The sequence below is a fragment of the Streptomyces albidochromogenes genome (assembly GCF_005981925.1).
Taxonomy (GTDB): domain Bacteria; phylum Actinomycetota; class Actinomycetes; order Streptomycetales; family Streptomycetaceae; genus Streptomyces; species Streptomyces albidochromogenes.
Genome location: NZ_VBVX01000097.1, coordinates 1 through 21226, shown reverse-complemented (window position 1 = coordinate 21226; position 21226 = coordinate 1). Strand labels below are relative to the sequence as shown.

General features: G+C 70.6%; 19 protein-coding genes. 10 read left to right on the top strand and 9 right to left on the bottom strand.

Annotated features, from left to right (window positions below; all coding sequences use genetic code 11):
- Positions 1–63 precede the first annotated feature (63 nt).
- From E2E34_RS15225 to E2E34_RS15205, 5 genes are all read right to left on the bottom strand, one after another.
- Entirely contained in the window at positions 64–1188 is a 1125-nt protein-coding gene (locus tag E2E34_RS15225; protein ID WP_138902445.1) for an LOG family protein, read from the bottom strand.
- Between the two features lie 110 nt (positions 1189–1298).
- The gene (locus E2E34_RS15220) at positions 1299–2456 is read right to left on the bottom strand and encodes a hypothetical protein (RefSeq protein ID WP_138902444.1); all 1158 of its coding nucleotides are present in this window, start codon (positions 2454–2456) and stop codon (positions 1299–1301) included.
- Complete coding sequence (locus E2E34_RS15215; protein WP_138902443.1) at positions 2438–3175, bottom strand: ABC transporter ATP-binding protein; 738 nt, start codon at positions 3173–3175, stop codon at positions 2438–2440. The genes E2E34_RS15220 and E2E34_RS15215 overlap by 19 nt, the downstream gene beginning before the upstream one ends.
- 253 nt (positions 3176–3428) lie before the next feature.
- The gene (locus tag E2E34_RS15210; RefSeq protein ID WP_138902442.1) at positions 3429–4808 is read right to left on the bottom strand and encodes an aspartate aminotransferase family protein; all 1380 of its coding nucleotides are present in this window, start codon (positions 4806–4808) and stop codon (positions 3429–3431) included.
- Complete coding sequence (locus E2E34_RS15205) at positions 4793–5299, bottom strand: Lrp/AsnC family transcriptional regulator (RefSeq protein ID WP_138896798.1); 507 nt, start codon at positions 5297–5299, stop codon at positions 4793–4795. Before E2E34_RS15205 ends, E2E34_RS15210 begins: the two co-directional genes overlap by 16 nt.
- 164 nt (positions 5300–5463) lie before the next feature.
- Between E2E34_RS15205 and E2E34_RS15200 the strand changes: the two genes are divergently transcribed.
- Both E2E34_RS15200 and E2E34_RS15195 read left to right on the top strand, forming a co-directional pair.
- Entirely contained in the window at positions 5464–6903 is a 1440-nt protein-coding gene (locus E2E34_RS15200) for a gamma-aminobutyraldehyde dehydrogenase (RefSeq protein ID WP_138902441.1), read from the top strand.
- A 98-nt stretch (positions 6904–7001) separates the two neighbouring features.
- Entirely contained in the window at positions 7002–8168 is a 1167-nt protein-coding gene (locus E2E34_RS15195; RefSeq protein WP_341870222.1) for an ABC transporter substrate-binding protein, read from the top strand.
- A gap of 24 nt (positions 8169–8192) precedes the next feature.
- On the opposite strand, the gene E2E34_RS15190 is transcribed toward E2E34_RS15195, so the two are convergent.
- On the bottom strand, positions 8193–8879 hold the full coding sequence (locus tag E2E34_RS15190) for a glycerophosphodiester phosphodiesterase (protein WP_138902439.1): 687 nt from the start codon (positions 8877–8879) through the stop codon (positions 8193–8195).
- A 22-nt stretch (positions 8880–8901) separates the two neighbouring features.
- Positions 8902–9927, bottom strand: a complete 1026-nt coding sequence (locus E2E34_RS15185; protein ID WP_138902438.1) for an adenosine deaminase — start codon at positions 9925–9927, stop codon at positions 8902–8904.
- 107 nt (positions 9928–10034) lie between these two features.
- Between E2E34_RS15185 and E2E34_RS15180 the strand changes: the two genes are divergently transcribed.
- The 8 genes from E2E34_RS15180 (at position 10035) to E2E34_RS15140 (ending at position 18889) form a co-directional block, all read left to right on the top strand.
- Entirely contained in the window at positions 10035–10766 is a 732-nt protein-coding gene (locus tag E2E34_RS15180; protein WP_138902437.1) for a DUF4190 domain-containing protein, read from the top strand.
- Positions 10767–11110: 344 nt separating this feature from the next.
- Positions 11111–12625: a gamma-aminobutyraldehyde dehydrogenase gene (locus E2E34_RS15170; RefSeq protein ID WP_138902436.1), complete on the top strand. Its 1515-nt coding sequence runs from the start codon at positions 11111–11113 to the stop codon at positions 12623–12625.
- Positions 12626–12673: 48 nt separating this feature from the next.
- Positions 12674–13921, top strand: a complete 1248-nt coding sequence (locus E2E34_RS15165) for a polyamine ABC transporter substrate-binding protein (RefSeq protein WP_138902435.1) — start codon at positions 12674–12676, stop codon at positions 13919–13921.
- A gap of 48 nt (positions 13922–13969) precedes the next feature.
- Positions 13970–15121: an ABC transporter ATP-binding protein gene (locus E2E34_RS15160; RefSeq protein WP_138902434.1), complete on the top strand. Its 1152-nt coding sequence runs from the start codon at positions 13970–13972 to the stop codon at positions 15119–15121.
- Positions 15118–16050, top strand: a complete 933-nt coding sequence (locus E2E34_RS15155) for an ABC transporter permease (RefSeq protein ID WP_138902433.1) — start codon at positions 15118–15120, stop codon at positions 16048–16050. Before E2E34_RS15160 ends, E2E34_RS15155 begins: the two co-directional genes overlap by 4 nt.
- Positions 16050–16856 (top strand): ABC transporter permease, encoded by an 807-nt coding sequence (locus tag E2E34_RS15150; protein WP_138902432.1) that lies wholly within the window; start codon positions 16050–16052, stop codon positions 16854–16856. The genes E2E34_RS15155 and E2E34_RS15150 overlap by 1 nt, the downstream gene beginning before the upstream one ends.
- Before the next feature lie 21 nt (positions 16857–16877).
- Positions 16878–18293, top strand: coding sequence for an NAD(P)/FAD-dependent oxidoreductase (locus E2E34_RS15145; protein WP_138902431.1), 1416 nt, complete (start codon positions 16878–16880; stop codon positions 18291–18293).
- 137 nt (positions 18294–18430) lie between these two features.
- Positions 18431–18889 (top strand): hypothetical protein, encoded by a 459-nt coding sequence (locus E2E34_RS15140; protein ID WP_138902430.1) that lies wholly within the window; start codon positions 18431–18433, stop codon positions 18887–18889.
- Here E2E34_RS15140 and E2E34_RS15135 read toward each other — a convergent pair.
- Together E2E34_RS15135 and gabT are read right to left on the bottom strand one after the other, a co-directional pair.
- On the bottom strand, positions 18816–19721 hold the full coding sequence (locus E2E34_RS15135) for a phosphatase PAP2 family protein (protein ID WP_138902429.1): 906 nt from the start codon (positions 19719–19721) through the stop codon (positions 18816–18818). The two genes, E2E34_RS15140 and E2E34_RS15135, sit on opposite strands and share 74 nt — an antisense overlap.
- An 82-nt stretch (positions 19722–19803) precedes the next feature.
- Entirely contained in the window at positions 19804–21138 is a 1335-nt protein-coding gene (gabT, locus tag E2E34_RS15130; RefSeq protein ID WP_138902428.1) for a 4-aminobutyrate--2-oxoglutarate transaminase, read from the bottom strand.
- Between the last annotated feature and the right edge of the window lie 88 nt (positions 21139–21226).

Sequence of the window (21226 nt, the reverse complement as noted above, 5' to 3'; positions counted from 1 at the left end):
GGGCGGGAACGTGCCCGCACGGAGTGGAGCCGGGACCGGTCGTACGAGCGGCTCGTCGCGCGGCTAGGCGGCCAGCCGGGCCAGCGCCGCCGGGGCCTCCTCGACGGTGTCGACCAGGGCGATGCGTGACTCCATGGGGCGGCCCTCGGCCAGGGACTGGAGAAGAGGCCAGGTGGGGAGCTTCTCGGTCCAGTGGGCGCGGTTGACGAGGACCATGGGGGTCGGCTCGCCGCGCGACTCGTAGTAGTTGGGGGTCGCGTTGTCGAAGATCTCCTGGACCGTGCCGGCGGCCCCGGGCAGGAACACGACGCCGCCGTTGCAGCGCGCGAGCAGGCCGTCCTCGCGGGTGGCGTTGGCGAAGTACTTGGCGATGTGGCCGGCGAAGGGGTTCGGCGGCTCGTGGCCGTAGAACCAGGTCGGGATGCCGATGGAGTCGCCGCCGGACGGCCAGCGGTCGCGCACGTCGAAGGCCGCGCGGGCCCAGTCGGTGACGGAGGGCGTGAACGACGGGGTCTTGGCGAGGAGGTCGAGCGCCTCGTCGAGTGCGGCGTCCTCCTCTACCGGGGCCAAGTACGCGCCGAGGTTCGCCGCTTCCATCGCGCCGGGCCCGCCGCCGGTCGCCACGGTCAGACCGCTGCGGGCGAGGGTGCGCCCGAGGCGGGCGGCGCCGGCGTAGGCGCGGGTGCCCCGGGCCATGGCGTGGCCGCCCATGACGCCGACGACGCGGGCGCCCGCGAGGTGCTCGTCGAGGGCGTCGGAGACGGCGTCGTCGTGGATGGAGCGGAGCATCGAGGCGAATATGTCGCCGTCGGCCTTGGTGCGCTGGAACCACGCGTAGGCGAGGGCGTCGGGGGTGGCGTCGTACCCCTGGTCGAGGTGGTCGAAGAGGGCGCCCGCGGTGTAGAGGAGACCTCGGTACGGGTCGAATGGCAGGTCGGGGACGGGCGGGAAGACCAGCGCGCCGTCCGCGCGGACCTTGGCGAGGCCCTCGGGCTCCATGGGGCAGCCGAGGAACACGGCGCCGGATGTGGCGACGGCGAGCAGGTCGGCGGTACGGGCCGTCAGATCGACGGCCTGTACGCGGTATCCGCCGAGCCCACCGCTCGCGACGACGTCGTCGAACTCGGCGAGGGTTTCGATCTCGCGATCGGGGGCGGGGTCCTGGGCACGGTCCGAGAGTTGAGGCACCCGTCGATGCTAGGCGGTCGGGGCCCCGGCGCGGGCCCCGGCCCCGGCGGGAACCGGACCCCGGCCGGGGAGCCGCCGCGCCCCGTCGGCGGACGGGCGGGCGTACCGGGTCAGGCGGTCAGCGGAAAGGCGGCCAGGGTCGCCAGGCCGACGGTCACGGGGGCGAAGACCGCGAGGACGGCCGCCGCGCGCAGGGCCGCTGCCGCCCGGAGCGTCTGGGGCGGGGCGCCCAGGCCCACCAGGGCCTCCGTGGTCGGCGCGCGGGACTGCCGCATCTCCAGGGCCGCCATCATCAGCGTGGCCACCGTGCAGGCCAGCACCAGCGCCGCGCCGAGCCCGACCACGGGGCCGAAGGGAGCGGCGGCGGACCCGGCGTCGTACAGGGCGGCCGCCGCGATCGCCGCCGACCCCACGGCGCAGAGCACCCCCAGCGGGCGGCCGAGGCGGCGGGCCTCGTCCATCAGGACCCGGCCCGCGAGGAGACGGGCCGCGCCCGGGCGCACCGCCTGGAGCACGCGTCCCGAGAAGTACGTCAGCCCGGGCCCCGCCAGCGCGAGACCGAACGCGGTGAGGGCCCAGCCGGCCAGGACACCGGCCGGGGCCACGTCCAGCCGGCCCGGCAGCGCGAGCGACGCGCCCGGCCGGCCGCGGCTCACGTACGTCTCGACCGCCAGGCCTGCCGCGACGAGGGCCACGCCCCACGGCAGGCCCGTCGGGGACACGGGGCCGGTGGCCTCGGCGTCCGGGCGCTTCGCCGCGCGGGGCCGCAGCGCCAGGGCGCACGCGGTCGCCGCCGCCACCGGCGCCACGCACAGCAGCGTCAGCGCGCCGGCCACCGGCAGCGGCCGGCCCGCGGCCAGCAGCTGAGCTCCCGCGCCGTCGAACGGCAGCCCGGAGAGGTCGCCGCGCAGGTGGAGGAAGAAGAGCAGGGCGAGCGCGCTGCCCAAGGTGCACGAGAGCGCCGTGGAGACCGCCGCCAGCGTGGCCAGCCGAACCGGGCCGAGGCCCACCGCGGAGAGCCCCGTGCGCGGCGCGTTCGTCCGCGGGTCGGTGCGGGCGACCGCGACGGCGAAGTAGACCGTGGCGGCCAGCGGAGGCAGGCACCAGAGGAGGCGCCGCACCGAGCCCGCGGACTGTTCCGGGTGACCCAGCGCGTATCCGAGGGTGCACAGCAGGAGGAATCCCACGCCGCCGGACGCCGCCGCGACCAGCAGCCGGCGCAGCAGGACGAGCGGGTGGGTGCCGCGGGCTAGACGGAGAGCGAGCACGCGGCCCGGCCTTCCGCACCGTCGCCGCCGTCCGGCTGCACGAAGCCCACGCGGCGCCCGTCGAGCAGCGACATCGTACGGTCCGCGAGCGTCGCCACCTGCGGGTCGTGGGTCGCCAGGAGCACGGTGATCCGGTGCGAACGGGCGGCGGTGGTGAGCGTGCGCAGGACTTGGGCGCCGTCCGCCCGGTGCAGCGGAGCGGTCGGCTCGTCGGCGAAGAGCACCGCGGGGCCGGTGACCAGGGCGCGGGCGACGGCGATCCGCTGGCGCTGGGACTGGGGGAGCGCGGCCGGGCGCTTGCGCGCCACCGAGCCGATGTCGAGCCGCTCCAGCCACTCCATGGCGGTCTTCTTCGCGGCGCGGTGCGAGACGCCGTGCAGCAGGAGGGGGAGTGCGGCGTTCTCCCAGGCCTTCAGTTCCGGTACGAGCCGGGGCTCGGGGCCGATCCAGCCGAACCGGTCGCCGCGCAGCCTCTCGCGCAGCGGGGCGCTCATGGTGTGCAGGGGCACGCTGTTGAACCAGACCTCTCCCTCCTGGGGGACGATCTGGCCGGACAGGCACTTCAGGAGGGTCGTCTTGCCGCTGCCGCGCGGACCGGTGACGGCGAGGATCTCGCCCTCGCGCACACCCAGCGAGACGCCGGTGAGGGCGGGGGATCCGCCGTGGGAGCAGAGCAGGGAGCGTGCCCACAGCACATCGTTGTCGGGCGGGGCCACCATGGCGTACACCTCGCGTCTTGAGTGTCACAGCACGTCTTGAGTGTCACAGCAGATATCCCGTCCCCCGTATGGGGGAACGAAGACGGGGCCGATCGGTCACTGCACCGTAAGGACGCGAGGGGTGGTGGCGTGGCAAGCGCGCGGCCCGGATACGTCCGTTCTCACTCGAACGGGCGTATCCGGGCCGGGTCGGGGTCATACGATCAGAGCAAGCTCAGACCGTGGCCGGCGCATCGGCCGGCGCACTCCGGGATCAGAGCTTGGTCCACGCCTCGGTGAGCACCTGGCGCAGGATTCCCTCGATCTCGTCGAAGGTGCCCTGGTTGGAGATCAGCGGCGGGGCGAGCTGGACGACCGGGTCGCCACGGTCGTCGGCGCGGCAGTACAGACCGTTCTCGAAGAGGGCCTTGGAGAGGAAGCCGTAGAGCACGCGCTCCGTCTCCTCGTCCGTGAAGGTCTCCTTCGTGGCCTTGTCCTTCACCAGCTCGATGCCGTAGAAGAAGCCGTTGCCGCGGACGTCGCCGACGATCGGCAGGTCGTTGAGCTTCTTCAGCGTCGAGAAGAACGCGTCCTCGTTGTCGAGGACGTGCTGGTTGAGGCCCTCGCGCTCGAAGATGTCGAGGTTCGCGCAGCCGACCGCGGCGGAGACCGGGTGGCCACCGAACGTGTAGCCGTGCAGGAAGGTGTTGTCACCCTTGTAGAACGGCTCGGCGATGCGGTCCGAGACGATGCACGCGCCGATCGGGGAGTAGCCCGAGGTCATGCCCTTGGCGCAGGTGATCATGTCCGGCACGTAGTCGAACTTGTCGCACGCGAACATCGTGCCGAGGCGGCCGAAGGCGCAGATGACCTCGTCGGAGACGAGCAGCACGTCGTACTTGTCGCAGATCTCGCGGACCCGCTGGAAGTACCCGGGCGGCGGCGGGAAGCAGCCGCCGGCGTTCTGCACCGGCTCCAGGAAGACGGCCGCGACGGTCTCGGGGCCCTCGAAGAGGATCTCCTGCTCGATCTGGTCGGCGGCCCAGCGGCCGAAGGCCTCCGGGTCGTCGCCGTGGATCGGCGCGCGGTAGATGTTGGTGTTCGGCACCTTGTGCGCGCCCGGTACGAGCGGCTCGAAGGGGGCCTTGAGGGCCGGCAGGCCGGTGATGGACAGGGCGCCCTGCGGGGTGCCGTGGTAGGCCACCGCGCGGGAGATCACCTTGTACTTGGTGTGGTTGCCGGTGAGCTTGTGGTACTGCTTCGCCAGCTTCCAGGCGGTCTCGACCGCCTCGCCGCCGCCGGTGGTGAAGAAGACCTTGTTGAGGTCGCCCGGCGCGTAGTTCGCGAGACGCTCGGCCAGCTCGACGGCCTTGGGGTGCGCGTACGACCAGATCGGGAAGAAGGCGAGCTCCTGCGCCTGCTTGTACGCGGTCTCGGCGAGCTCGTGGCGGCCGTGACCGGCGTTCACCACGAACAGGCCGGAGAGGCCGTCGAGGTACTTCTTGCCCTTGTCGTCGTAGATGTAGGTGCCCTCACCACGCACGATGGTGGGCACGGGTGCGTTCTCGTAGGACGACATGCGGGTGAAATGCATCCACAGGTGGTCGTACGCGGTCTTGGAGAGGTCCTGGCTCACGACTATCGGGTTCCCCACATATAGGTCTGCTTCTTCAGCTTGAGGTAGACGAAGCTTTCGGTGGAACGCACGCCGGGGAGCGTGCGGATCCTTCGGTTGATCACTTCGAGCAGGTGGTCGTCGTCCTCGCAGACGATCTCCACCATGAGGTCGAAGGAGCCCGCGGTCATCACCACGTACTCGCATTCGGCCATGGCGGTCAGCGCTTCGGCGACGGGGTCGAGGTCACCCTCGACATTGATGCCGACCATGGCCTGGCGCCGGAATCCCACGGTGAGCGGGTCCGTGACGGCGACGATCTGCATCACGCCCTGGTCGAGCAGCTTCTGCACGCGCTGGCGTACGGCCGCTTCGGAGAGGCCGACGGCCTTGCCGATCGCGGCGTAGGGACGGCGGCCGTCCTCCTGGAGCTGCTCGATGATCGCCAGAGAGACGGCATCGACCGTTGGGGACGAGCCGTTCCCGGTTCTGGAATCTGTGCTTCTGCTGGCCACGGCTTCACTGTGCACGACGTCTCGCCCGTTCCGCAACCCCAAACCGATGAAATTCGTTGTCTGAGGCTTCTGATCATGCTGAATCCGAAGTTCCTGGCGGGTGGGTATGTCGAAAGCGACACCCGAGCGACTAGGGTGGGGATCTCAGCAATCGGACATCTGACAAGGGAGGGGTGGCTGTGACCACCGAACTGCGCCGCCTGCGCAACTACATCGACGGAGAGTTCCGCGAAGCCGCCGACGGGCGGACCATCGACGTGGTCAACCCGGCTACCGGCGACGTGTACGCCACGTCGCCGCTCTCCGGCCAGGAGGACGTCGACGCCGCCATGGCGGCCGCCGCCGCGGCCTTCCCGGCCTGGCGCGACACCACGCCCGCGGAGCGCCAGAAGGCGCTGCTCAAGATCGCGGACGCCTTCGAGGAGCGCGCCGAGGAACTCATCGCCGCCGAGTCCGAGAACACCGGCAAGCCCCTCGGTCTCACGCGGACCGAGGAACTGCCCCCCATGGTCGACCAGATCCGCTTCTTCGCGGGTGCGGCCCGGCTGCTCGAAGGCCGCTCGGCCGGCGAGTACATGGAGGGTCTGACCTCCATCGTCCGCCGCGAGCCGGTGGGCGTCTGCGCGCAGGTCGCGCCGTGGAACTACCCGATGATGATGGCCGTGTGGAAGTTCGCCCCGGCGCTCGCCGCGGGCAACACCGTGGTCCTCAAGCCCTCGGACACGACCCCCGCGTCGACCGTCCTGATGGCCGAGATCATCGGCAGCATCGTCCCCAAGGGCGTCTTCAACGTCGTCTGCGGCGACCGCGACACCGGCCGCGCGATGGTCGAGCACCCGGTACCGGCGATGGCCTCCATCACCGGTTCCGTCCGGGCCGGCATGCAGGTCGCCGAGTCCGCCGCCAAGGACGTCAAGCGCGTCCACCTGGAGCTCGGCGGCAAGGCGCCGGTCGTCGTCTTCGACGACACCGACATCGCCAAGGCCGTCGAGGACATCTCCGTCGCGGGCTTCTTCAACGCCGGCCAGGACTGTACGGCCGCGACCCGCGTGCTCGTGCAGGAGTCGATCCACGACGAGTTCGTGACCGCGCTGGCCAAGGCCGCCCAGGACACGAAGACCGGGCAGCCGGACGACGAGGACGTGCTCTACGGCCCGCTGAACAACGCCAACCAGCTCAAGCAGGTCAGCGGCTTCATCGACCGCCTGCCGGCGCACGCCAAGGTCGAGGCGGGCGGCCAGCAGGTCGGCGACAAGGGCTACTTCTACGCCCCCACCGTCGTCTCCGGGCTCAAGCAGGACGACGAGATCATCCAGAACGAGGTCTTCGGCCCCGTCATCACCGTCCAGTCCTTCACGGACGAGGCGCAGGCCCTGGAGTGGGCCAACGGCGTCGAGTACGCCCTGGCGTCCTCGGTGTGGACCAAGGACCACGCGCGGGCGATGCGCATGTCCAAGAACCTCGACTTCGGCTGCGTGTGGATCAACACCCACATCCCGCTCGTCGCGGAGATGCCGCACGGCGGCTTCAAGAAGTCCGGTTACGGCAAGGACCTCTCGGCGTACGGCTTCGAGGACTACACGCGCATCAAGCACGTGATGACCTCGATCGAGGGCTGATCAGGGCGCTGTTTCCCAGGGGCGGGCAATAGACACACTGTCTATTGCCCGCCTTTCGCGCGCGGGGCGAGGGTGGGGACATGAGTGATCTTGGTCGAGTGTCGCGCCGTACGCTGCTCCGTGGATTCGGGACGACGGGCGCGCTGGCCGCGCTCGCCGGCTGCGGGGTGCCCGCCGCGTACGTCGAACCGGGCGACCGGGCCGCCGCCGAGGACCGGTCGGAGCGGGACCGCAGCCTCCAGTTCGCCAACTGGCCGCTCTACATCGACACCGACGACGAGAACGCGTCGCGGCGGCCCACCCTCGACGCCTTCACCGAGCGGACCGGGATATCCGTCCGCTACACCGAGGAGATCAACGACAACGACGAGTTCTTCGGGAAGATCAGCCCCTCGCTGATGAACCACCAGGAGACCGGCCGCGACCTCGTCGTCATCAGCGACTGGATGGCCGCCCGGTTCGTGCGCCTGGGCTGGGTGCAGGAGATGGACCGGGCGAAGCAGCCGAACGTCGCCAGGTACCTCGACCCCCAACTGCGCGGCCCGGCCTTCGACGCGGGGCGGCGGCACTCCGTGCCCTGGCAGTCCGGGATCACCGGCATCGCGTACAACCGCAGGAAGCTCGGCCACGACATCCGCTCCACCTCCCAGCTGTGGGCCGACGACCTGCGCGGCAGGGTGACGCTCTTCTCGGGACTCGACGAGAGCTTCGCGCTGCTCATGCAGGGGAACGGGGCGGACGTCACCCGGTGGAGCGCCGACGACTTCCACACGCTGTGCGAGCGGATGGAGAAGCTGGTCGCCCGCAGGCACATCAGGCGCTTCACCGGCAACGACTACATCAAGGACCTGGCGAGCGGCGACGTGCTGGCGTGCCAGGCGTACTCCGGCGACGTCATCCAGCTCAAGGCGGACAACCCCGACATCGAGTTCGTCGTACCGGAGGAGGGGGCGGAGCTGTGGGCCGAGAGCCTGATGATCCCCAACCTCGCCCGCCACAAGCGCAACGCGGAGAAGCTGGTCGACCACTACTACGCGCCCGAGGTGGCGGCGGAGCTGGCGGCCTGGGTCAACTACGTCTGCCCGGTGCCGGCGGCGCGCGACGTGCTGGCCTCCGCCAAGGACCGGGAGACGGCCGCGCTCGCCGAGGACCCGCTGATCTTCCCCGACGACGCGATGCGCCGGCGGCTGGCGATCGCGCGGGACATCACGGCGCAGGAGCGGGCCGGCTTCGCGAAAAGGTGGAACGCGATCGTCGGACTGTAGGGGGCGACGCTTCCCCGGGCCGCGTCAGCGCGTGCGCCGCAGGATGTGGTGCAGCGTGTCCACGCGGTTGGTGGTGATGGAGTCGACGCCGTGGCGGATCAGCCGGCGCATCGTACGCCCGGTGTCGGCGGTCCACGCGGAGACCAGCAGCCCGTCCCGGTGCGCCCGGTCCGTCAGCTCGCGGCTGACCAGCCCGAACCGGTAGTTGACCCACCGGGGCTTCACCGCGTCGAGCAGCGTCGCGCGCGGCGGGTTGAGGGTCGTCCACGTCATGGCGATCTCGGCGCCGGGGTCCTCGGCCCGCACGTCGAGCATGGCGCGGACGCCTCCGCAGTAGTACGCCCGGTCCGCCGCCCCGCACGCGTGGACGACGCCGACCACGGCCCGTACCGACTCCGCCGTGGCGCCCGGCAGGTCGATCATGACCCGGTGGGCGCCCAGGGCCTCCAGCCCTTCGCGCAGGGTGGGAACGCCGTCGGCGGTCAGCTCGCGCAGGTCCCGCGCGGTGAGGTGGGCCAGCAGCCGCTCGTGGCCCCAGAGCCGCTTCAGCGAGTCGTCGTGGAGGAGGACGGGAACCCCGTCGCGGGTCAGCCGGACGTCGATCTCGACGGCGTCCGCGCCCCGCTCCACCGCGGAGCGGAGCGAGGCGAGGGTGTTCTCACGGACCCGGTACGGGTCGCCGCGGTGGGCCACGGCGGTGACAGTGCGCATGGGCCCATTGTCCGGTGAGGCGTTACCGGGCGAGCCAGTTCTCGGTGTACGCGTCGATCTCGGCGGCGATCCGCCGCTTGCCCGCCGGGTCGAGGAAGGACGCCTCCACAGCGTTCTTGGCGAGGCCGGCGACGCCGCGCTCGTCGAGGCCGAGCAGACGGGCGGCCACCACGTACTCGCTGTTGAGGTCGGTGCCGAACATCGGCGGGTCGTCGCTGTTGATCGTCACCAGGACGCCCGCGTCCACCATCTCCCGGACCGGGTGCTCGTCCAGCGTGGCCACCGCGCGGGTCGCGATGTTGGACGTCGGGCAGACCTCCAGCGCGATGCGGTGCTCGGCGAGGTGGGCCAGCAGCGCCGGGTCCTTGACGGAGCTGGTGCCGTGGCCGATGCGCTCGGCGCCCAGGTGGTTCAGCGCGTCCCAGACGGTCTCGGGACCGGTCGTCTCACCGGCGTGCGGGACGGAGTGCAGCCCGGCCGCGATCGCGCGGTCGAAGTACGGCTTGAACTGCGGGCGCGGTACGCCGATCTCGGGGCCGCCGAGCCCGAACGACACCAGGCCCTCGGGGCGCAGGTCCACCGCGAGCCTGGCCGTCTCCTCCGCCGCCTGGAGACCGGCCTCGCCCGGGATGTCGAAGCACCAGCGCAGCACGGTGCCCAGCTCGGCCTCCGCCGCCCTGCGGGCGTCCTCGATGGCCTCCATGAAGGCCTTCTCGTCGATGCCGCGGCGGGTGGAGCTGAACGGGGTGATGGTCAGCTCGGCGTACCGGATGTTCTGCCGGGCCATGTCGCGGGCGACCTCGAAGGTCAGCAGCCGGACGTCCTCCGGGGTGCGGATGAGGTCGACGACGGACAGGTAGACGTCGATGAAGTGCGCGAAGTCGGTGAACGTGAAGTAGTCGGCGAGCGCCTCGGGGTCGGTCGGGACCTTGGAGTCGGGGTGGCGGGCGGCCAGTTCGGCGACGATGCGGGGAGAGGCGGATCCGACGTGGTGCACATGCAGTTCGGCCTTGGGCAGCCCCGCGACGAACGGGTGCAGATCGGTCATCGGATCCTCCGGATCGGGCAGGTGGAGCGGGTTCGAGGATCATCGTAGGCGGGCGGTACGGGGCGGAACACAGGCCGTAGCATGGCGGAACCACGATGGGGGAGCACATGTCAGAGAACGCACACCACCCCTCGGGCCCGCCGCCCGAGCAGCCGCGGGACCCCTGGGCTCCGCCGGAGCAGTCCGCGCGGAAGGTGCCGCTGGACAAGCCGCCGGCCGACCGTCCCGCCGTGCACGACCAGCAGACGGTCACCTCGATGCCGACCGGGGAACCGGCGCCGGGCTTCGGACCGGGCGGTGCACAGGGGCAGGGCGCGGTGCCGCCGCCGCCTCCGGCCGCGCCGGTGGCGCAGGGCGGCCCGGCGCAGACGACTCCCGGGCAGTACGGCTACCCGGCGTACGGCGCCGGCCAGCCCCAGGCGCCGTACGCCACCGGTGGCTACCCCGGCTACCCCGGCTACCCGGGCTACGGCGGTCCGGCCGCCTGGACCGGCCAGCAGGGTCCTGCTCCGGCGAACGGGTACGGCATCACCGCGATGGTGCTCGGCATCATCGCCGTCACGTTCTTCTGCGCGTACGGCCTCGGGATCATCCTGGGCATCCTGGCGCTGATCTTCGGCATCCTCGGCCGCAAGCGGGTGCAGCGCGGCGAGGCGACGAACGCCGGTATGGCGCTGGCCGGGATCATCCTCGGGATCATCGGCTTCGTGCTCAGCGCGGCGTTCATCGGCTTCATCGTCTGGGCGATCGTCCAGGGCGAGAAGGACAACGACCTCGACTCGGAGCAGTACGACCCGTACGCGAACTCCTCCCTGGTGATCGAGACCCCGGCCCGCTGACGCACGCGGCCCGGGCTCTCCTTCCACCCCGCCCCGTCCCCTCCCGGCATCGGCGCGTCCCGGACCGAGGTCCGCACGCGCCGTACGGGCGGGGGCGGCCGCGCCGCAGGGGAACGGCCCCTGCGGACAGCCCTTCCGACCTGCGGTTTCATCCGCGACAGCCGGTCATGCCACGCCGGGTCGACGGGCGCCACGGACACTCCGTCCCGTATTTGAGTCTGACCTCGACACATGGTCGACCGATTCCGTCGCGTAACCAAAAGGCAACAACGGAATCCCTTGTTGGTGATCAGTAGCTCTGTCAGGATCGGCACTCAAATCCAGCTGGAGCTACGGAGTGCGTCATGGTCAACCGCTTCCCGGTGCAGGACCGATTCGCGGACGGTGCGCAGTACATCGGCGGACAGCTGCGGGCGGGCACCTCGGGACGTACCCACGCCGTCGTGGACCCCGCGACCGGCGAGACGGTCTACACGTACGAGCTGGCGTCCACCGCTGACGTCGACGCCGCCGTCGCCGCCGCCCGCGACGCGTTCCCCGGATGGGCCGCCACCACCCCGGGCGAGCGCTCCGACGCGATGCACCGGTTCGCCGCCGTGCTCGCCGAGCAGGCCGACGACTTCGCGTACGTCGAGTCGCTCCAGTGCGGCAAGCCCATCAAGCTGTCGACCGAGTTCGACGTGCCCGGCAGTGTCGACAACACCGCGTTCTTCGCGGGCGCGGCCCGGCACCTCGAAGGCAAGTCGGCCGGTGAGTACTCCGGGGACCACACCTCGTACGTACGCCGGGAGCCGATCGGTGTCGTAGGCTCCATCGCCCCCTGGAACTACCCCCTCCAGATGGCCGCCTGGAAGGTCCTTCCGGCGATCGCTGCGGGCAACACCATCGTCCTGAAGCCCGCCGAGATCACTCCGCTGACGTCGATCATGTTCGCGCAGGCGGCGAAGGAGGCCGGCATCCCGGACGGTGTCGTCAACATCGTCACCGGCGCCGGCAAGGATGTGGGCGAGCACCTCGTCGGGCACCCGGACGTCGTCATGACGTCCTTCACCGGCTCCACGGCCGTCGGCAAGCGCGTGGCCGAGATCGCCACCTCCACCGTCAAGCGCCTCCACCTGGAACTCGGCGGCAAGGCGCCCTTCGTGGTCTTCGACGACGCGGACCTCGAAGCCGCCGTGCACGGAGCGGTGGCCGGCTCGCTCATCAACACCGGGCAGGACTGCACGGCCGCCACCCGCGCCTACGTGCAGCGACCGCTGTACGACGCGTTCGTCGCCGGCGTCGCGGAGCTGATGGACGGTGTCCGGCTCGGTGACCCCTTCGACCCGTCCACCGACCTCGGGCCGCTCATCAGCCACGCTCAGCGCGACCGGGTCGCCGGTTTCGTCGAGCGGGCCCGCGCGTACGCCCGCGTGGTGGCCGGCGGTGAGGCGCCGGGCGGCGACCTCGCCAAGGGCGCGTACTACCGGCCCACCCTCGTCGCCGACGCCCCGCAGGACAGCGAGATCGTCCAGGCCGAGATCTTCGGCCCGGTGCTCGTCGTGCTGCCCTTCGACAGCGACGACGAGGGGATCGCGCTGGCGAACGACACCCCGTACGGTCTCGCCGCCTCCGCCTGGACCCGCGACGTGTTCCGCGCGAACCGCGCCACCCGCGAGATCAAGGCGGGCTGCGTGTGGGTCAACGACCACATCCCGATCATCAGCGAGATGCCGCACGGAGGCTACAAGGCCAGCGGCTTCGGCAAGGACATGTCGGCGTACTCCTTCGAGGAGTACACGCAGGTCAAGCACGTGATGTACGACAACACCGCGGTCGCCCGCAAGGACTGGCACCGCACGATCTTCGGGGACCGATAAACCAGCCGCACGACCAGCGGCCATACCCACCCGAAAGGGCACTTGCGCATGGAGCAGTACGAGCCTGACAGCCTGTCCGCGGCCCAAGTGGCCGCCATGCGACGCAGCGCGACGAGCGGCCGGGGCGCCCTCACCCGCCGCTCCCTGCTGCGCGCCTCAGGCATGGGCGCGCTCGCGGTCGGCGGCCTGGGCACCCTGAGCGCCTGCGGCATCCCGCCCGCCAAGCGGGAAGGCGGCGCCCCGGCGTCCGACGACCACTCGGCCAAGGAAAAGCGGCTCAGCTTCTCCAACTGGACCGAGTACATGGACGTCAGTGAGGACGAGAAGAGCCGGCCCACCCTGGAGGCGTTCACCAGGCGCACCGGGATCACGGTCAAGTACACCGAGGACATCAACGACAACGTCGAGTTCTTCGGCAAGATCAAGCCGCAGCTCGCGGCCGGCCAGGACACCGGGCGCGACCTCGTCTGCGTCACCGACTGGCTGGCCGCCCGGCTCATCCGGCTCGGCTGGGCGCAGAAGCTGGACCCGGCGAACCTGCCGCACGCGTTCGCCAACCTGTCCCCGCAGTTCCGGTCGCCCGACTGGGACCCGGGCCGGGCCTACTCGTACCCGTGGACCGGCATCTCCACCGTCATCGCGTACAACTCCAAGGCGACGGGCGGCAAGAAGGTCGACTCCGTCAGCCAGATGCTGGAGGACCCCTCCCTCAAGGGGAAGGTCGGCTTCCTGTCCGAGATGCGCGACTCGATCGGCATGACGCTGCTCGACTCGGGCAAGGACCCGGGGAAGTTCAGCGACGACGACTTCGACGCCACCGTCGCCCGCATCCAGAAGGCCGTCGACAAGAAGCAGATCCGCCGCTTCACCGGCAACGACTACACCTCGGACCTCAGCAAGGGCGACCTCGCGGCCTGTCTCGCCTGGGCCGGTGACGTCATCCAGCTCCAGGCCGACAACCCGGACATCAAGTTCGTGATCCCGGACGCCGGTTACATCACCTCCAGCGACAACCTGCTGGTCCCGGCCAAGGCGCGGCACAAGACCAACGCCGAGAAGCTCATCGACTACTACTACGAGCCGCCGGTCGCCGCCGAACTCGCCGCGTACATCAACTACGTCTGCCCGGTCGAGGGCGTACGCGACGAACTGGCCAAGATCGACGAGTCGATGGCCTCCAACACGCTGATCCTCCCCGACAAGGCGATGGCCGCCAAGTCCCGCGCCTTCCGCTCGCTCAGCGGCAAGGAAGAGACGGCGTACGAGGAGAAGTTCGCCAAGCTCATCGGCGCCTGAGCCGCTGTCCGCTTCCGCCCCCCTCTCACCACCCTGGGACCACACCCCATGACGCAGAAGACAGCAGGCGGCGACGTCCGCCTCTCCGGGATCAGCAAGACCTACGGCTCCTTCACCGCCGTACACCCCCTCGACCTCACCATTCCGCAGGGCTCCTTCTTCGCCCTGCTCGGCGCGTCCGGCTGCGGCAAGACGACCACCCTGCGGATGATCGCGGGACTGGAGGACCCGAGCACCGGCACGGTCTTCCTCGGCGACAAGGACGTCACCGACCTCCAGCCGTACAAGCGCCCGGTCAACACCGTCTTCCAGAGCTACGCGCTCTTCCCGCACCTCGACGTCGCCGAGAACATCGCCTTCGGTCTGCGCCGGCGCGGCATCAAGTCGTACAAGAAGCAGGTCGACGACATGCTGGACCTCGTCCAGCTCGGCGCCTTCGCCGGCCGCAAGCCGCACCAGCTCTCCGGCGGCCAGCAGCAGCGCGTCGCCGTCGCCCGCGCGCTCATCAACCACCCGCAGGTGCTGCTCCTCGACGAGCCGCTGGGCGCGCTCGACCTCAAACTGCGCCGCCAGATGCAACTGGAACTCAAGCGCATCCAGACCGAGGTCGGCATCACCTTCGTGCACGTCACGCACGACCAGGAGGAGGCCATGACCATGGCCGACCAGGTCGCGGTGATGAACGGCGGCCGCGTCGAGCAGCTCGGCGCCCCCGCCGAGCTGTACGAGAACCCGAGGACGACGTTCGTCGCCAACTTCCTCGGCACGTCGAACCTCATCGAGGCCGAGGTCGTCGAGGCCGCGGGCGACGACACCGTCGTCACCTGCGGCGGCGCCAAGCTCCGCGTCCCCGGCGACCGGTGCGTCTCCCGGCCCCGCGCCGGCGGCAAACTGCTCGTCGGCGTACGCCCGGAGAAGGTCTCGGTCGCGCACGCGGACGACGCCGGCGCGATCGCGGACGGCCGCAACAGGATCACCGGCCGGATCGTGGCGTCCAGCTTCATCGGCGTCTCGACGCAGTACATCGTCGACAGCCCGGCCTGCTCGGACTTCGAGGTGTACGTCCAGAACATCGAGCGCGACGCGCGGCTGACGCCCGGCGCAGAGGTCGTCATGCACTGGAACCCGGACCACACCTTCGGTCTCGACGCCGACCAGGACATCGACGCGGGCGTGGAGACGGTGGAGGAGAGCGCGTGAGCGTGACCGACGCGCCGCCCCTGGCGCCCGCACCGGTGGAGCCGCCCGCTCCGCGCAAGCCCGCCACCCGCAAGCGGCTCGTACCGTACTGGCTGCTGCTGCCCGGCATCCTGTGGCTGATCGTCTTCTTCGCGCTGCCGATGGTCTACCAGGCGTCGACGTCCGTGCAGACCGGCTCGCTGGAGAAGGGCTTCGAGGTCACCTGGCACTTCCAGACGTACTGGGACGCGCTGACGGACTACTACCCCCAGTTCATACGGTCGTTGCTGTACGCGGGCACCGCCACCCTGCTGTGCCTGCTGCTGGGCTACCCGCTCGCGTACCTGATCGCCTTCAAGGCGGGACGCTGGCGCAACCTCGTCCTGGTGCTGGTCATCGCGCCGTTCTTCACCAGCTTCCTGATCCGCACGCTCGCCTGGAAGACGATCCTCGCGGACGGCGGCCCGGTGGTGGACGTGCTGAACACCCTGCACGTCCTGGACGTCACGAGCTGGCTCGGCTGGACCGAGGGCAGCCGCGTGCTCGCCACGCCGATGGCCGTGGTCTGCGGTCTGACGTACAACTTCCTGCCCTTCATGATCCTGCCGCTCTACACCTCGCTGGAGCGCATCGACGGCAGGCTCCACGAGGCGGCCGGCGACCTGTACGCCACCCCGGCGACCACCTTCCGCAAGGTGACCTTCCCGCTCTCCATGCCGGGTGTCGTGTCGGGAACACTGCTCACCTTCATTCCGGCGAGCGGTGACTACGTCAACGCGGAACTCCTCGGCTCCACCGACACGAAAATGGTCGGCAGCGTCATCCAGTCGCAATTCCTCCGGGTGCTCGACTATCCGACGGCTGCCGCCCTTTCCTTCATCCTGATGGCGATCGTGCTGGCCATGGTCACCGTGTACATCCGCAAGTCCGGGACGGAGGATCTGGTCTGATGTTTGCGATTCGCTGGATACGGCGCAATCTCGTCGTCATCGCCGGGCTGCTGACGCTCGCCTACATGATCCTGCCGAACATCGTCGTCATGGTGTTCTCCTTCAACAATCCGAAGGGGCGTTTCAACTACGCCTGGCAGGAATTCTCGCTGGACGCGTGGAAGGACCCGTGCGGCGTCGCCGACCTGTGCGGCTCCCTCTCCCTCTCGCTCCAGATCGCCGCCTGGGCCACGGTCGGCGCCACCGTCCTCGGCACGATGATCGCCTTCGCGCTGGTCCGCTACCGCTTCCGGGCGCGTGGCGCGATCAACTCGCTGATCTTCCTGCCGATGGCCATGCCCGAGGTCGTCATGGCCGCCTCGCTGCTCACGCTCTTCCTCAACATGGGCGCGCAGCTCGGTTTCTGGACCGTCCTCATCGCGCACATCATGTTCTGCCTCAGCTTCGTGGTGACGGCGGTCAAGGCGCGCGTGATGTCGATGGACCCCCGCCTCGAAGAGGCCGCGCGCGATCTCTACGCCGGGCCCGTGCAGACGTTCCTGCGCGTGACCCTGCCGATCGCCGCACCCGGAATCGCCGCCGGAGCGCTGCTCGCCTTCGCGCTCTCCTTCGACGATTTCATCATCACCAATTTCAACGCGGGCTCCACCGTCACGTTCCCCATGTTCGTGTGGGGATCGGCGCAGCGCGGTACGCCTGTACAGATCAACGTCATCGGCACGGCCATGTTCGTCATCGCCGTACTGATGGTGCTCGGCGGTCAGCTCGTCGCGAGCCGCCGGAAGAACAACGCACAGCCCAAGTAAGCCCTGAAGGAGTTGGAAACCATGGCCCCAGTTGCCATGCGTACTGCTGCACAATCCCTTTCCGGCGCCAAGCCGGTGTCGTTCTGGCTGGACGATCCCGACAAGCCCGCACCACAGCCCGCCCTCACCGGGGACGAGCGCTGCGACCTGCTCGTCGTCGGCGGCGGATACAGCGGACTGTGGACCGCGCTCCTCGCCAAGGAGCGCGACCCCGGGCGGGACGTCGTACTGATCGAGGGGCACGAGGTGGGCTGGGCCGCCTCGGGCCGCAACGGCGGCTTCTGCGCCGCCTCCCTCACCCACGGCCTGAGCAACGGCCTCTCCCGGTGGCCCGGCGAGCTGGCCAAGCTGGAGGAGCTCGGCGAGCGCAACCTCGACGCCATCGAGGCCGCCGTGGCGGCGTACGGCATCGACTGCGACTTCGAACGCACCGGTGAGATCGACGTCGCCACCGAGCCGCACCAGCTCGAAGAACTGAAGGAGATGTACGAGGAGGCCCGGAAGCTCGGCTTCACCGGCCTCGAACTCCTCGACCGGGACCAGGTGCGCGCCGAGGTCGACTCGCCGACCTTCATCGGCGGCCTGTTCGACCGGCGCGGCGTCGCCATGCTGCATCCGGCCAAGCTGGCGTGGGGGCTCAAGCAGGCGTGCCTCGGTCTCGGCGTACGGATCTACGAGCACACCAGGGGCCTCGACCTGGTCTCCGCCGGCGCCGGGATGGCGGTCCGCACACCGTACGGCCGGGTCTTCGCCCGCCGGGTCGCGCTCGGCACCAACATCTTCCCGTCGCTGGTCAAGCGGGTGCGCCCGTACACCGTCCCGGTCTACGACTACGCGCTGATGACCGAGCCGCTCACCGAGGAGCAGCTCGCCTCCATCGGCTGGAGGAACCGGCAGGGCCTGGGCGACAGCGCGAACCAGTTCCACTACTTCCGCCTCAGCGCCGACAACCGGATCCTGTGGGGCGGTTACGACGCCGTCTACCCCTTCGGCGGCAGGCTGAGCGCCGAGATGGACCACCGGCCGCAGACGTACCTCAAGCTGGCCGAGCACTTCTTCCGCTGCTTCCCGCAGCTGGAGGGCGTCAACTTCAGCCACGCGTGGGGCGGCGCCATCGACACCTGCTCGCGCTTCTCGGCATTCTTCGGGACGGCTCACGCGGGGAAGGTGGCGTACGCCGCCGGGTACACCGGTCTCGGCGTCGGCTCCACGCGCTTCGGCGCCGACGTCATGCTCGACCTGCTCGACGGCGAGCGGACCGAGCGCACGGAGCTGGAGATGGTCCGCAGCAAGCCGATGCCCTTCCCGCCGGAACCTTTCGCCTGGGCGGGCATCGGGATCACCAAGTGGTCGCTGGCCCGGTCGGACGACAACGGGGGTCACCGCAACCTGTGGCTGAAGGCCATGGACAAGCTGGGACTCGGCTTCGACAGCTGAGCCCCGGCCGGCGCGGGCGGGTGCGGCTCGGACCCGGCTCACACCAATGAGGTGACCGAACCCGCGTCATAGTCCGGGCCCGCCCCCCTCTCCCTCGTGAACGCACTGGCTGCGCACACGAACGGAGGCTGGACGACATGACCGGCTCGGGGGCACACACCGCGGTGGACTGGCTCGTATCGGTGGCACCGGACCCCGACGCCTGCCGGTGGGAATGGGAGCGCAACCCGCTGGGGGTCGCTCTCCTTCCCGCCGGCAGGCGCTGGGACGTCCTGATCCTGCCGGGAGAGCTCGGCTACCCCACGCTCGACATCCTGGCGCGGCTCGTCGACCGCCCCGGGCCGGTGCTCGCCGACTTCGGCGACTCCCGCATGGGCTTCTTCGTGCCGGCCGGCACGGTCGGCCGCTGGATCGGCACCGGCGTACGCGGCGCGGGGCGCGGCACCTGGATCGTCGTCCCCTACCCCGGCCGTGCGGCCGGCGGAGTTCGCTGGCTCGTCCTGCCGGACGGCCGGGGCACGCTCACCGATCCGGCGCTGCTCGAACTCGCGATGCACGAGGCGGCCGCCTCGATCGCCCGGGAAGACGGTGGCTGAGCAGCAGGAGCATCAGGCACAGGCACCAGCTGCCGACGACGTCCAGCGGCCAGTGGTAGCCGCGCAGGACGAGACCGGCGCCGGTGGCCAGGGCCAGTACGAGCGCCAGGACCGGCGGCCACCAGCGCCGCCGGCGCAGGTACGCGCCCAGGAGCAGGGCCGCGCCGCAGTAGGCGACGACGGCGGTGGCCGTGTGCCCGGACGGGTAGTAACCGGTGTCCCGGGTGAGCGGGCCCGTACGGGCGATCCAGGACTTGAGCGGGACCACCAGGGCGGGCACCGCCGCCATGGCGAGCGCGGCGGCCGCCACGCGGGGGAGAGCGGCGCGGCCGCCGCGCCACAGGGCGTACGCCATGGAGGCGGCCAGGACGGGGAGCGCGACCGCCGTGCCGCCGAGGTCGGCGAGGAATTCCGTGACGCCGGTGGGGCCGCGGCCGAAGAGGGCCCGGCCGAGGCGCTCGTCGGCGCGGCGCAGGGGGCCGGCGGCGGCGACCTGCCAGGTGACCAGTGCGAAGGCGAGCCCGCAGAGGGCGAAGAGGGCCACGAGGCCGCGGGGCCCGGGGAGCCGGGGGAGTCCGCCGGGCCCGAGGAGCCTGCGGAGTCTGGAGAGGAAAGCCAGCTGCCCCGGAACAGGGGGGGTGGTTCCGGGGCAGCCGCCTGGACCGGGCTGCCGCGCGCCCCGGGGGGTGTGGGGCGGGCGGCCATCCGATCGGTGAGGAGTTCCAGAGCCAGAGGCTCCAGTCATGTGCGCGAAGGCACGGCCAGGGCGGGGCAGGGGGTGCCTCGACCTGGAACCACCCGCAGTCCCCTGCGAGCGGGGTGTTTCTCTCATCTGGGCAAACCGTACGCCAGCGGGTGGGGGACCGACAGCCGGATCTCCATCCCGCCATTGGCCCCCCACCCTTTCTTCACACTCACACGCCGGCGAAGGCCGCCTCGATGATGTCCAGACCCTCGTTGAGCAGGTCCTCGCCGATGACGATCGGCGGCAGGAAGCGCAGCACGTTGCCGTAGGTGCCGCAGGTCAGGACCAGCAGACCCTCGGCGTGGCACGCCTTGGCGAGCGCGCCGGCGGCGGCCGCGTTCGGCTCCTTGGTGTCGCGGTCCGTCACGAGCTCGATGGCGATCATGGCGCCGCGGCCGCGGATGTCGCCGATGATGTCGAACTTCTCGGCCATGGTGGCCAGACGGCCCTTCATGACCTCCTCGATGCGCTTGGCCTTCGCGTTGAGGTCCAGCTCCTTCATCGTCTCGATGGAGCCGAGCGCGCCGGCGCAGGCCACCGGGTTGCCGCCGTACGTGCCGCCCAGGCCGCCGCCGTGCGGGGCGTCCATGATCTCGGCGCGGCCGGTCACCGCGGCGAGCGGCAGACCGCCCGCGATTCCCTTGGCGGTCGTGATCAGGTCGGGGACGATGCCCTCGTCCTCACAGGCGAACCACTGGCCGGTGCGGCAGAAGCCGGACTGGATCTCGTCGGCCACGAAGACGATGCCGTTGTCGTTGGCGAACTTCACGATCTCCGGCAGGAAGCCCTTGGCGGGCTCGATGAAGCCGCCCTCGCCGAGCACCGGCTCGATGATGATCGCGGCGACGTTCTCGGCGCCGACCTGCTTGTTGATCTGGTCGATCGCCTGCGCGGCGGCCTCGGGGCCGCAGTTCTCGGCGCCGGTCGGCCAGCGGTAGCCGTAGGCGACCGGGACGCGGTAGACCTCGGGGGCGAACGGACCGAAGCCGTGCTTGTACGGCATGTTCTTCGCGGTCAGCGCCATCGTGAGGTTCGTACGGCCGTGGTAGCCGTGGTCGAAGACGACGACGGCCTGGCGCTTGGTGTACGCACGGGCGATCTTCACGGCGTTCTCGACGGCCTCGGCGCCGGAGTTGAACAGCGCGGACTTCTTGGCGTGGTCGCCCGGCGTCAGCTCGGCGAGGGCCTCGCAGACCTCGACGTAGCCCTCGTACGGCGTGACCATGAAACAGGTGTGGGTGAAGTCCTGGAGCTGCGCGGAGGCGCGGCGCACGACGGCCTCGGCGGAGGCGCCGACGGAGGTCACGGCGATACCGGAGCCGAAGTCGATCAGGCGGTTGCCGTCGACGTCCTCGATGATGCCGCCGCCCGCGCGCGCGGTGAAGACGGGCAGCACGGAGCCCACGCCACCGGCGACCGTGGCGGTGCGCCGGGCCTGAAGCTCGGCCGACTTCGGGCCGGGGATCGCGGTGACGACGCGGCGCTCCTGCGGGATTGCGGTCATGGGGGGCTCCTGGGGGTATTCCGGACGCTTCTTTGCTTCGCAGGCTAGGGGTGGTGGGTGGGGGGTGGCATGTTCCGTTCGGGAGAAG